At 70.4% G+C, this 13,263-nt stretch carries 8 protein-coding genes; 4 read left to right on the forward strand and 4 right to left on the reverse strand.

Going from position 1 to position 13,263, the window contains the following annotated elements; genetic code table 11:
- The coding region (locus TA90_RS09325) for an NAD(+) synthase (RefSeq protein ID WP_147513442.1) at window positions 1-2,213 on the reverse strand (2,213 nt) is incomplete at its 3' end.
- A 384-nt stretch (window positions 2,214-2,597) separates the two neighbouring features.
- Here TA90_RS09325 and TA90_RS09330 point away from each other — a divergent pair.
- Both TA90_RS09330 and TA90_RS09335 read left to right on the forward strand, forming a co-directional pair.
- Window positions 2,598-4,763: an acetate--CoA ligase family protein gene (locus TA90_RS09330; protein WP_052450714.1), complete on the forward strand. Its 2,166-nt coding sequence runs from the start codon at window positions 2,598-2,600 to the stop codon at window positions 4,761-4,763.
- 116 nt (window positions 4,764-4,879) lie between these two features.
- Complete coding sequence (locus TA90_RS09335; protein WP_043535931.1) at window positions 4,880-5,173, forward strand: DUF3017 domain-containing protein; 294 nt, start codon at window positions 4,880-4,882, stop codon at window positions 5,171-5,173.
- 118 nt (window positions 5,174-5,291) lie between these two features.
- Here the strand turns inward: TA90_RS09335 and TA90_RS13310 are convergent, their stop codons facing one another.
- Complete coding sequence (locus TA90_RS13310) at window positions 5,292-5,999, reverse strand: ArsR/SmtB family transcription factor (protein WP_052450715.1); 708 nt, start codon at window positions 5,997-5,999, stop codon at window positions 5,292-5,294.
- 182 nt (window positions 6,000-6,181) lie between these two features.
- Complete coding sequence (locus TA90_RS09345) at window positions 6,182-7,648, reverse strand: MFS transporter (RefSeq protein WP_074015371.1); 1,467 nt, start codon at window positions 7,646-7,648, stop codon at window positions 6,182-6,184.
- Between the two features lie 194 nt (window positions 7,649-7,842).
- On the opposite strand from TA90_RS09345, the gene TA90_RS09350 reads away from it, so the two are divergent.
- Window positions 7,843-9,057, forward strand: a complete 1,215-nt coding sequence (locus tag TA90_RS09350; RefSeq protein ID WP_043535932.1) for an NADP-dependent isocitrate dehydrogenase — start codon at window positions 7,843-7,845, stop codon at window positions 9,055-9,057.
- 68 nt (window positions 9,058-9,125) lie between these two features.
- Here the strand turns inward: TA90_RS09350 and TA90_RS15175 are convergent, their stop codons facing one another.
- Window positions 9,126-10,178 (reverse strand): TetR/AcrR family transcriptional regulator, encoded by a 1,053-nt coding sequence (locus tag TA90_RS15175; protein ID WP_052450716.1) that lies wholly within the window; start codon window positions 10,176-10,178, stop codon window positions 9,126-9,128.
- A 255-nt stretch (window positions 10,179-10,433) separates the two neighbouring features.
- Between TA90_RS15175 and TA90_RS09360 the strand changes: the two genes are divergently transcribed.
- Window positions 10,434-13,263, forward strand: a 2,830-nt coding sequence (locus tag TA90_RS09360) for a YhgE/Pip domain-containing protein (protein WP_043535933.1), incomplete at its 3' end; no start/stop codon positions are given.

The following is a 13,263-nucleotide window of genomic DNA, read 5'->3' on the forward strand; positions in this document are numbered from 1 at the left end:
GCGTCGGCCCCGCCCTCGTCGGCCCCGCCCTCGTGGACGCCGGGGTCGCTGGTGTCCGGCGACCCGGCGCCGGTCCCACCGGCGTCTGCCCCGCCCTCGTGCGCGCTGCCGTGCGCGCTGGTGTGCCCGCCACCGTCACCGAGCACCCCCGCGACCGCGGCGTCGAGCTCCGCGACCCACGCGGTGGCCGAGGCGTCGGAGGGCATGCGCCAGTCGCCGCGCGGTGACAGGGATCCACCCGCCACGACCTTCGGCCCGTTGGGGATGGCGCTGCGCTTGAACTGGTTGGAGAAGAAGCGCCACAGGAACAGCCGCTCCCAGCGCACGATCTCCGACAGCGGGTAGGCCACGCGCTTGTCCTCGGGGAAGCCTGCGGGCCAGTCGCCCGCGCTTGCGTCCGACCAGGCCTTCTCCGCGAGGAAGGCGATCTTGGAGGGTCGGTAGCCGCGCCGCAGGACGTGGTAGAGCGTGAAGTCCTGGAGGTTGTAGGGACCGATGGAGGCCTCGGTGGACTGCGGTGTCTCGCCCTCGCGCGTGGGCACCAGTTCCGGGGTGATCTCGGTGTCCAGGATCGACAGGAGGACCTCGCCCACCCCGTCCTCGAACTGGCCGGAGGCCACCACCCAGCGGATGAGGTGCTGGATGAGGGTCTTCGGCACGCCCGTGTTGACGGCGTAGTGGCTCATCTGGTCACCCACCCCGTAGGTGCACCACCCCAGTGCCAGCTCGGAGAGGTCCCCGGTGCCCAGGACGATGCCACCCAGGTGGTTGGCGAGGCGGAAGAGGTAGTCGGTGCGCAGCCCCGCCTGGACGTTCTCGAAGGTGACGTCGTAGTCCTCCGCGCCCGAGGCGTAGGGGTGCCGCAGGTCGGCGAGCATCCGGCGGGCCGCCGGGGTGATGTCGATCTCCTCGAAGGAGACGCCCAGGCGCTCGCACAGCACGGTCGCGTTGGTCTTGGTGTGGGCCGTGGTCGCGAAGCCCGGCAGCGTGTAGGCCAGCACGTCGGTACGGGGGCGACCCAGCCGGTCCATCGCCTTGGCGGCCACGATGAGGGCGTGCGTGGAGTCCAGGCCGCCGGAGACCCCGATGACGACCTTCGGTGAGCCGATGGAGCGCAGGCGCTGCTCGAGGCCGGAGACCTGGATGTTGTAGGCCTCGTAGCAGTCCTGTGCGAGGCGGCGGGGGTCGTCGGGCACGAAGGGGAATCGGTCGACGGCGCGCTCCAGACCGAGGTCGGTGCGCGGGGGGTCCAGGCGGATCGGCAGGCGCGCGGGAGCCGCGCCCCCGAGGGCGTCCCCGGTGCGGGCGTTGTCCTCGAAGGAGCCCTGGCGCTGGCGCTCCTGGCGCAGCCGGTCCAGGTCCACGTCTGCCACGGTCACGCGGCGACCCGAGGGGAAGCGCTCGCCCTCCGCCAGCAGGTCGCCCATCTCGTAGACCAGGGTCTGGCCGTCCCAGGAGAGGTCGGTGGTGGACTCACCCGGTCCTGCCGCGCAGTACACGTAGGCGCAGTTGGTCCGCGCCGACGCCGAGCGCACCAGCAGGCGCCGCTCCTCCGCGCGGCCCACCATGACGGGGGACGCCGACAGGTTCAGGACGACCGTCGCGCCCGCCAGGGTCGCCAGTGACGAGGGCGGGACCGGGACCCACATGTCCTCACAGATCTCGGCACTCACGCACAGACCGGGCACGTCGACGACGTCGACCAATACCGTGCCGAAGGGGACGCCCCAGGACCCGCCCCTCTCCCCACCTCCCATCCAGGGGGCCGCGTCCATGACGGTGGGCACGGATGCGTCGACGGTCGCGAAGTGACGCTTCTCGTAGAACTCCCGGTAGTTGGGGAGGTACTGCTTGGGTGTGACGGCGAGGACGCGTCCGCGGTGGACGAACACCGCACAGTTGTACAGGCGGTTGCCGTGGCGCAGGGGGGCGCCGACGACCAGGAGCGGCAGGAGGTCGCGGGAGGCCTCCACCACGGTCGTGAGCCCGTCGAGCACAGCGTCCAGCAGGACGTCCTGGAGCAGCAGGTCGTCGATCGCGTACCCGCTCAGGCACAGCTCGGGGAAGACCGCCACCGCCACGCCACGATCGGAGCACTCCCGGGCCGCGGCGAGGACCTCCTCCGCGTTGCGGGCGGGCTGGGCGGCGTGGACGGGGAGTGTCACGGCGGCGACGCGGGCGAACCCCTGGTCGTAGAGGGAATGGAAGTTCACGGCGCTCCTTCTCTGTGGTGTCCCCATTGTGCCGTGCCGCGTGACCGGCCGCGGTGGCGGTCGCCGGGGTGTGGCCCTCGCCCCCCGTGGGAGGGAGGCGGGAGGCAGGGGGATGTGGGCACTGCCACAGGCGGTCGGGCGGGGGGAGGAGTGGCGGGAACAGGGACATTCCGCGGCTCCGGCGACGGGTGACTGGAATCACCGAGAAAGCGTTAAGTGGGACTCCTGTCCCACTGTGGGGGTGCTCTATCGTAGAGAACGTTCCGGGAGAAACCTCAAAGGCCCGCTCCGTGCGGTGCCACAGATTCGAAGGAGACACGTGGTGCTCTCATCCCAGGCCCCCCAGTCGTCAACGAGCATGGCAGGGACGGGGGTGACGGTCCGATGAGCGCGGGTTCCCTCGACTGCCTGTTCAAGCCGCATCGCGTTGCCGTCGTCGGCGCGGGTTCCGCTCCCACCAACCTCGGGCACATGGTCGTGCGCAACCTCCTCGAGGGCAACTTCGAGGGTGTCATCTACCCGATCAACCCCAAGCGCGAGTCGATCGGTGGCGTGCAGGCCTACCCCAGCGTCCTCGAGACCCCCGAGGTCCCCGACCTCGCCATCATCTGCGTGCCCGCGAAGTTCGTGCCCTCGGTCGTCAAGCAGTGCGGTGAGCGTGGCACGAAGGGCCTGATCATCCTCGCAGCCGGCTTCCGTGAGGTCGGCGCCGAGGGACGCGCCCTCGAGGACGAGGTCGTGGCGGAGGCCCGCTCCCACGGGATGCGGATCCTCGGCCCCAACTGCCTCGGCCTGGAGGTCCCCAGCCTCCACCTCAACGCCTCCTTCGCGTCCCACATGACCGACGCCGGTTCGATCGCGTTCGTCTCCCAGTCGGGCGCCCTCACCGCCGCCGCCATCGAGTGGGCGATCGGCAAGGGCATCGGCTTCTCGAAGATCGTCACGCTGGGCAACATCGCCGACGTGGGTGTCGCCGACGTCCTGGACTACCTGGCCGACGACGACGAGACCGACTGCGCGGTCGTCTACGCCGAGTCGATCTCCAACCCCCAGGCGTTCACCGCCGCGGCCAGCCGCTTCAGCGCCAAGAAGCCGATCTTCGTCTACAAGGCCGGGCGCTTCGCCGCCTCCGCCAAGGCCGCCGTGTCCCACACCGGCGCCATGGCCGGCGCCGACTCGGTCTACGAGGCCGCCTTCCGTCGCGTGGGCGCCAAGCGCGTCCTCGAGATCTCCGAGCTCTACCACGCCATCGAGCTCCTGGCGTCCGGGCGCCGCCCCACCGGCAGCTCCCTGGCGATCGTCACCAACGCCGGCGGTCCCGGCGTCATGTCGGTCGACGCGCTCTCCGCGCGCGGCGGGCACCTCGTGGAGATCTCCCCGGAGACCATCGAGGCCCTCAACGAGGTCCTCCCCGCCGCGTGGTCCCACGCCAACCCGATCGACGTCCTCGGTGACGCCTCCGCCTCCCGGTACGAGGAGGCCATCAAGCGCGCCGTCCAGGACCCCAACGCCGACGGCCTGCTCGTCATCCTCACCCCCCAGTCCATGACCGACATCCTCGGCGTGGCCGACGCGGTGATCGCCGCGGCCGCCACCACCGAGAAGCCCGTCCTGGCCACCTGGATGGGCGGCGGGGAGACCAACGCGTTGGCCATCGAGCGCCTGACGGCGGCCGGTGTGCCGACCTTCGAGTACCCCGAGGACGCGGTCAACGCGTTCATGAACGTCGTGGAGGCTGCGGCCCCCGTGCCCTCGCTCCTCGGCTCCCCCACGGATGACGGCTTCACCCCCGACCGCGAGACCGCGGCCGCGATCATCGCCGACGTCCCCGACACCGGCATCCTCCCCGAGCGTCCCTCCAAGCGTCTTTTCCAGGCCTACGGCCTGACGGTGGCCGTCGACGAGCTCGCCCACACCGCCGACGAGGCCGTGGAGCTCGCGGACTCCTTCGGGTACCCGATCGTGCTGAAGATCGCCTCCCCCGACATCACCCACAAGACCGATGTCGGCGGCGTCGTCGTCGGCCTGGAGGATGCCGAGCAGGTGCGCGAGGCGTTCCAGGCGATCCTCGACCGTGCCAGGGCCGCGCGGCCCGAGGCCCGCATCGAGGGCGTCAACGTGCAGCACATGGTCGAGAAGAACGGCCAGGAGCTCATCATGGGCGCCAACCAGGACGCGACCTTCGGTGCGGTCATCATGCTCGCCGCCGGTGGTGTGACCGCCGAGATCACGAAGGACAAGGCCCTCGAGCTGGCCCCGGTCGACAAGGACCTGGCCCGCACGATGCTCGAGTCGCTGCGGATCTGGCCGCTCCTGGAGGGCTACCGCGGGATGTCCGGGGCGGACCTGGACTCCCTGGTGACGATGGTCCAGCGCTTCTCGCGCCTGGTCGTCGAGCACCCGGAGATCACCGAGATCGAGATCAACCCGGTCCTCGCGAACCCCGACGGTGCGGTGGCCCTGGACGCGCGCGCGGTCATCGACCGCGACCGTCTCGACAACCCGCCGGCCGCCTACTCACACCTCGGGATCCTCCCCGACGCCGAGTGAGCTGGGCGCACCGCGCACTGCAGGGCCCCGCACCTCCGGGTGCGGGGCCCTCGTGCGTCCCCGACCCGCGGGGGAGGGGAGCGGACACGACCGGCATTGCGGGTAGTGTGTTGCCGATGAACGACAGGGACGATCTGGGTCGCCCGCTGGGTTTCGCCGGAGGGGCGAGCCTGGCGGGCGTCGTCGCGTGCATGGCGGCGACCGTGGGGCTGATCCTCACGAACCACCCCCACCGCGCGGTCATCGTGCTGGTTGTCGGTCTCCTCGCCCTGGCGGCGCTGCGGGCGGTGTGGCCGGGACGTCCCTGGTTCGCCAGCCGTCACCGGTGGTTGGACGTCGCCTTCTACGCGGGGTTGGGCGTGGTGGTCTGGCTCCTGTCCCCCTGGACCGCCACCATGGGCCTCACCTGACCCTCCCCCCGGCGAAGTCCGCTCTGTTCGGGGCATGAGGTCCGCCCCCTGTCTCCAGAGGTTGTCCCCTGGCGACTGGGGACGCACCGGCCCGGGGAGGGAGACGAGCCTCTCTTCCTCAGGTCCGGGTGCCCTCGGCGGATCCCTTGTCGGGTCGCGCACGGAGGAGGAGGCGCACGTCATACCGGTGCGTGCCGGGGTCGTCGGAAGCAGCGTGTCCGCGCGACGCCACGAGTGCGCGCCCGACGAGCTCGGAGATGCGGTCAATCAGCTCCTCGGCTTCACCATGTGTGAGCCGCAGGCCCAGATCGCTCTGGAGACCGGGCCAACCGGGTGCCCCATCGGCATCGACGGAGAAGACCTGTGCGACATCGGCGCTCATCACTGCGCTCAGTGCCGACAGGGCAGCGGGACCTCCAGGGATCGACCTCAACTCATCGCTGTCGACGTAGAGACCCTGCCAGTCGGGCACCTGCCACCAGGTCTCACGTGCATCGTGCGATGCCGGCGCTTCGACCTTCCGCACGATCCCTGCCCGGGCCAGCTGGCGCAGGTGGTAGGAGACGGAATTCGCGGGCTCCTCGACCTCCCGGGCGACGTCGGAGACACGCATGGCCTCGCCCAGCGAGAGGAGCCGCACGATCTTGAGGCGGATGGGATGAGCGATGACCTTGAGGATCTCCAGTGTCTGCTCAGGTGGCAGGTGGGGCGGACTCCACGGGGCAGCCTCCTCCCGGGAGTCATCGTCCACCACGCCCGGCGTGTCCGAACGGGGCACTCCGCCGGACACGCCGGAATCCGGGTCCCGGCGACCACTGTCGTCCACGCGACCTCCTCATTCCCGGGTGGGCCCACCACGGTGTCATGGTGGACGTCTGCTCCAGCCTATCCGCAGGCCGGGGGGGCTCCCACGCCCGAAACGGGGAGCTCCTCGTTGCCGGGTGCCGCCCCGAAGCCCGGAGTCCCTCCGCCCTGGGGTGCGAGAGGGTCTTCGGAGGGCCGGACCCCTCAGGTTGCCGGGGACATCCCCGGTGCCGGGACCCCCTCCGGTCCCGGGGTCCCCACGGGTGCTGCGCCCTCCTCAGGAAGGTCCCACCGGTCGGGCGTGGGAAGGGCCCGCAGCTCCGCATTGGTCACGATGAACACGGAGGACAGGACGAAGACGGCGATCGTCGCCAGCATGGTGGGGGCGGGACCGAACCACTGCAGGCCCGCACCGACCACCGCGGGAACGAGCGCCACTCCGCCCTCGTTCGCCAGGGAGACGGCAGCGATCGTCCGCCCCTGTTCCGCGGAGGGGATCAGGCTCTGCATGTACCCCGACATCCCGCCGTTGAGGGCGGGCAGGAGCAGGCCGACCAGGGCGAAGCTCGCCAGGACGACGCCCTGTGTGTGCACGACGGCGAGCGGGACCATGAAGGCCGTCGCCAGGAGGAAGAGGACCAGCGTCAGGCGACCCGTGGGCACCCCGGCGATGAGGCGCGGGGCGACGAGGGCGCCCACGAGCATGCCGGCGGCCAGCGCGGAGTCGATGAGCCCGATCCGCCAGGGAGCCACGCCCTGACCCTGGAGGATCAGGGTGAGTCCCGTGTAGAGGGCGCTGAACCCCATGTTGATGCACACGATCGCAGGGACCAGATGTCGCAGGAGAGCACTGCGGGCGAAGATCCTGAAGCCCGAGAACATGTCGCCCAGGTTCCGGCGCACCACTTCCCGCACGCGTCGGAGGTGGCGGGCACCTGCATCGTTCCCCGTCGCCGCGTCCTCCACGGTCGTCCTGTCGCTGTCGGTCCCTGCGTCGTGGGCGGTCGGACCCGCTGCCCGGTCCCCGTCCGTCGACGTGGTTCCCCGTGAGGGTGCGGTGTGGACGTCGGGCCTGAGGTCGGCGCGGATCAGACGGGTGGTGAGGACCTGCACCAGGGCGCCGACGGCGGCCGCCGCGAAGGGCAGCGCGTATGAGATCCCCATCAGCAGACCCGACAGGGGAGGCGCGGAGAGGCTGACTGCGGCATCGCGTCCCTGGTTCGCGGCGATCGCCCGCGGCAGGTCAGGGCGGTCGACCACGGACTTGAGCGCCGCGTTCGAGGCGGTGCCGAACAGTCCTCCGACGACCCCTGAGGCGACCCCGACGCCGATGAGGACGGGGAGGGTGAGTACTTGTGTCCACCAGGCCAGCGCCGCGACGGTGTACACGACGGCGCGCAACAGCCCGGACACCACGAGCGAGGTGCGTCGATCGATGCGGTCGACCAGGACACCGCCGGGGAGGATGGTGACCACCCCGGCCACCATCGTCGCCGTGGCGACCACACCGGCCTGGGCATAGGACCCCGTGACCGCATAGGCGATGAGGGTCATCGCGAAGGCGCGGATCGAGCTCCCGAACTGCCAGGACGTGTCGGCCAGGAGCCAGGCGAGGTAGTCGCGCTGGCGGAGGAGGGACCCGCGGCGAGCTCGGTGTGGGGAGGTGGTCATGGCATGACGATAGATGCGCAAGGAACATTGCGCAAGACTTCTTGCGTAAGTGGTCGGAACTTCGCGCGTCCCGCAGCGCGGAGCGCGATGACAGATATCTCGACATCGAGTAATCTGGGCGCGGCGCCTCGCGGACGAGGGCGTGCAGGTGGTCGGCGGCCCGGAGCCGCGGACCCGCAACCGGGAGGAGCAGCATGTCGAAGATCAAGGTCAAGGGGCCCGTCGTCGAGCTCGACGGTGACGAGATGACGCGGATCATCTGGCAGTTCATCAAGGACCGCCTGATCCATCCCTACCTGGACATCGACCTGCTGTACTACGACCTGTCCATCCAGAACCGCGACGCCACCGACGACCAGGTGACCATCGACGCCGCCCATGCCATCCAGGAGCACGGCGTGGGGGTCAAGTGCGCGACCATCACCCCCGACGAGGCCCGCGTCAAGGAGTTCGGCCTCAAGAAGATGTGGAAGAGCCCCAACGGGACGATCCGCAACATCCTGGGCGGGGTGATCTTCCGCGAGCCGATCATCATCTCCAACATCCCCCGCCTGGTGCCCGGGTGGAACAAGCCGATCATCATCGGGCGCCACGCCTTCGGCGACCAGTACCGCGCCACTGACTTCCGCTTCGAGGGTGCGGGCACGCTCACCGTCCAGTTCACGCCCGAGGACGGCTCCGAGCCCCTGAAGTTCGAGGTCTACCAGGCCCCCGGTGACGGCGTGGCCCAGGTGCAGTACAACCTCGACGCCTCCATCCGGGACTTCGCGCGCGCCTCCCTGAACTACGGGCTGAAGCGCAACTACCCGGTCTACCTCTCCACGAAGAACACGATCCTCAAGGCCTATGACGGGCGCTTCAAGGACATCTTCCAGGAGGTCTACGAGACCGAGTTCAAGGACCGTTTCGACGCCGCGGGCCTCACCTACGAGCACCGCCTCATCGACGACATGGTCGCCTCCGCCATGAAGTGGGAGGGTGGGTACGTCTGGGCCTGCAAGAACTACGACGGGGACGTCCAGTCCGACACCGTCGCCCAGGGCTTCGGGTCGCTCGGCCTCATGACCTCGGTGCTGTCCACCCCAGACGGGAAGGTCGTGGAGGCCGAGGCCGCCCACGGCACCGTCACCCGCCACTACCGTCAGCACCAGGCCGGCAAGCCCACCTCGACGAACCCGATCGCCTCCATCTTCGCGTGGACGCGCGGACTCCAGCACCGCGGCACCCTGGACGGCACACCGGAGGTCGTGGACTTCGCCCGGACCCTGGAGGACGTGGTCATCAAGACCGTGGAGTCGGGGAAGATGACCAAGGACCTCGCCCTGCTCATCGGGCCGGACCAGGAGTGGCTGACCACCGAGGAGTTCCTCTCCGCCCTGGACGAGAACCTCCAGGCGCGCCTGGCCTGACCCGCCCCGGCTCCCGCCGGTGTCCACCGCACGTTCCGGTTCCCGGGTTCCCGCCCCGGGTCGGGTGCTCAGTCCTGCCGGGGTCCCGCCAGGCCGGGCAGCAGCACGGGCAGCACACGTTCGAGCAGCTCGTCCCCGTCGCCGGCGGGGTCGATGAGCCGGTTGCGGGTCGAGCGCGCGCCGATCGCGATGACCAGGTCCGCCAGGTCGCGTGCCCCGATGCGCGGCTCGAGGTCCAGGGTGTCGAGGGCCTCGACGATGTAGGCGGCCATCCCGTCGCGGAAGTCGAGGAAGGACTCGCGCAGGTGGGCCGACTCCTCGGGGAAGCGGACCATGAGGTTGGCCAGCGAGGACCAGAGCAGGTAGAACTCGCGGTCGCGGGGGATCGCCGCCAGGAGGGCGTGGGAGAAGACGGTCAGTTGGCCGACGTAGTCGCTCCGCCCATCCGGGTGTGTCCCGGCCCCGGCGCGCAGGGCACCGGTCGAGTCCCGTCCGGAGTGGCCGAGGAGGGGGCGGGTCGTCTGCAGAAGGTTCTCCGCCACCCAGGCTGCGGACGCGGTGCTCCCGTTCGCGGCCGCGCGGCTGGCGCCGGGTCCGGTGGGCGCGGGTCCCACCTCTTCGGTGCCCTCTGATCCCGGGCCCTCCGTTCCGGGGCGCTGCGCTCCCGGTCCTGACCGGCCCGTTCCCGCTGCGGGTGGGCCCTGCCCGTCGGCAGTGACGTCGACGAGGGCGGCGCCGCCCTCGTCGGTGGTGGGGGAGGGGTGCGGGGCGGGATCCGGGGCGGAGTCGATCTCCTCGCGCAGGCGGGTGCCGATGGCGGTGAGCACGGAGTCCCACTCGTGCTGGGCGACCTGCTGGACGAAGTGGTCCATGTCGGAGAAGTTCGAGTAGAAGGCCCCGCGGGAGAAGCCCGCCTCGGCGGTGATGAGACCCACCGAGGCCCCACCCACGCCGTTCTCGGCGATGACACGTCGCCCGGCCTCGAGCAGCCTGCGCTGCGTCTCGGCACGCCGTTCGCTGGTCGGGAGGTGGGCGAGACGTCGCACGGCCGCGCGTCTGGCGGACTGGCGCTGTGCGCTGTCGCCGCGACGCTCCCCGCCCTCCCCGGCGGCTGGCGCCACTGTCGGTCCTCTTCCCATCGGTGGCTCCCCCTCGTGCCCGTGGTCGACGGTCATGTCCCCACATCGTCCCGCGCCCCTTCGGGGTCCGGGCGGTCGCGGAGTGGTACGTGACGTCGGATACACGAGTGTATCCGTGTTGTTGCACCAGAAGATACACCTCTGTATCGTCAGCGTCGACCAAGAGAGTACAGACCTGTATCGAGGCTGCCCGCAGGCAGGCCGGGGTCCGAAGAACTCGTCCCGAAGGACACAGACGTGAAGAAGTTGACCGGCTCGACCCTGGCGAACGTCATCGTCGTCATCGCCATCGCGGTGATCCCCCTGATGTACGCGGGCCTGCTGACCTCGGCCTACCAGAACCCCACCAACCGCGTGTACACGATCCAGGCGGCGGTCGTGAACGAGGACGTCGCGGCCGACGTGGAGCTGGCCACGGGGAAGACCCGGCACTTCGCACTGGGTGACGAGCTGGAGCAGCGCCTCACCGATCCCCAGGACGGGCAGGACGTCGGGTTCACCTGGCACTCCATGACTGCGGAGCAGGCCGCGCAGGACATGAAGGACGAGAAGATCCGCGCGATCCTCACCATCCCCGCCGACTTCACCGCCTCCACGACCAGGGTCGCCACCGCGGACTCCGCCGGGGCGGCGCAGCAGCAGCTCGAGCTGCGCACCGACGACGGGATCAACTACCTGGCCGGAACCCTCGCCAAGACGGTCGCCGTCAACCTCGAGGACGAGCTGACCGCCAAGGGGGCGCAGGAGTACACGGACAACATCCTCCTGTCCATCGGCACGATCCGCACCGGAATGGAGGACGCCGAGTCGGGCGCGGAGCAGCTCTCCGACGGCGCGGACACCCTCCAGTCAGGGCTCGACTCCCTGGCGACGGGGACGGAGACCGCGGCCTCCGGGGCCGGCCAGCTCGCCTCCGGGGCGCAGTCGGCCGCACAGGGCGCCTCGAAGGCGGCCTCGGGCGGCTCCGCCCTCGCCAGCGGGGTGGGCCGCCTCAGTTCCGGTGCCTCCTCCCTCAGCAACGGTGTCGACAGGTACACCGCCGGGGTCGACCAGGCCGCTGCAGGGGCCGGTGTCCTCGCCACGGGCCTGGACAGCTACACGAGCGGCGTCGACTCCGCGGCAGCCGGGGCGCAGCAGCTCGCCAGTGGCGCACAGGGGCTGACGGACCTGGACGCCGGCGTGGAACAGTACACGGCAGGTGTGGACCAACTGCGCGCGGACGTCGTCGAGGGCCAGGGATTGGCACCCTCGCTGGTGACCGGTGTGAATGCCCTCGCGACCGGAACGCAGAAGCTGGCGGCCACGATTGACACTGCGGCGGCGGCGATCGGTGAACCAGGGGCATCAGCTGTGGATCCGAGCTCGGTCAACGGGTCGACCCCACTGACCACTGCCATGGCAACTCTCGTGGCGAGTGCAGGGAGTGCCGACACCGCCTCCGGTCCGACTGGCCTGGTCAAGGGGGTCAGCGACTACACGGGAGGTACGACCGCCTATGTGGACGCGACGATCGGAGCTGTCAAGGCCCAGATGGACACGGTCTGCGCGGCTGAACCGAATGGTGAGACCTGCGCCCAGTTGACGGCCGCGTACACTGGCGGGCAGAGCCTGCTCGCCCAGGCGGACCCGCTCAAGCAGGCGGCCAGCGGGGTCGGGCAGTTGGCCCGAGCCGTCGAGGACAAGGGCGTCACCCCTCTTGCAGCACAGATGCAGGCCGCCAATGACAGTTCCTCGGCCGAGAGCGTCCCTGCCCTCAATGCGGGGGCACAGACACTTGCAGGTCGGGTGGGCACTGCGACGGACGTCTACGATCCGCCGACGGGATCCGGCGGGACGCTGGCGGGCGTGCTCAATACCCTGTCCTCCCAGTCCCAGACGCTGCGCACAGGAGCCACGGACGCCACGCAGCTGGTCGGCGGCACTGCCACTCTCAACTCGGGCCTGTCCACCCTGTCGTCCAACTCGTCTGCGCTCCGCGACGGGGCATCCGGTCTCAGCACGGGCGCCCAACAGCTCTCCGCCACCTCACCGGCGTTGCGCTCCGGGGCCTCGAGCCTCGCCTCGGGCGCCTCGGAGGCCGCCGACGGGGCGGACACCCTCACCGTGGGGCTGCGCGAGCTCAGCGACGGCACCACGACGCTGGCCACCAGGACCGGCGAACTTGCCACGGGTCTGGGGACCCTCGACGGGGGCGCCCGGAAGGCTGCCGACGGCAGCACCGCCCTGATGACCGGGATCACGAAGCTCTCCGACGGTCTCAGCGACGGGGTGGACCGGATCCCCGACTACTCGGACCAGGACTCCTCCCACATCGCGTCGGTGATCTCCAAGCCCGTCTCCGTGGAGCCTGTGCGGGAGAACGCCGTGGCCAACAACGGTGCCGGCTTCACCCCGATGTTCATGTCACTGGCCCTGTGGGTCGGCGGCATCGCGATCTTCCTGGTGCTCCCGGCCCTCGACCGTCGCCCCAGCCCCACTGAGCGCTGGTGGATGGCACCCCTGCGTCCCGCCGTCACCGCCACGATCCTCGGAGTCGCCCAGGCCGTGGTCCTGATGGTCGTCACGAACTGGTCGGTGGGGCTCCACGCAGTCGATGTCGGCGGTCTGGTCCTCCTCGCGATCGCGAGCTCGCTGACGTTCGTGGCACTGAACCAGATGTTCGTCGCGACCCTCGCCTACCGTGGTCGTTTCGTCTCCATCGCCTTCCTGTGCCTGCAGATCACGTCGATGGGCGCGACCTTCCCGATCGAGACGGCCCCGAGGTTCTTCCAGTGGATCCACCCGTGGCTGCCGATGTCCTACACGCAGCTCGCCTTCCGCGAGATGCTGGCGGGCTCGGGCGCGACCCATGCGGTGCGCAACTGCCTGCTGGTCCTCCTGGCCTACTTCCTGGTCGCAGTCGTCCTCACCTTCGTGGCGGCCCACCTGCGCTCGGGGAGGACGCCCCTGCCGCGGGACAACGCCCTGCTGGGGGACTCCCTCGCGGCAGCGGCCGAGGCGGACCGGGCGAGTGCCAGGGTCCGTGCCGACCTCGCGCGTGGGGAGGGGACGGGGAAGGAACCCGGGG

It is taken from the genome of Actinomyces polynesiensis (genome assembly GCF_000820725.1).
Lineage (GTDB): Bacteria > Actinomycetota > Actinomycetes > Actinomycetales > Actinomycetaceae > Pauljensenia > Pauljensenia polynesiensis.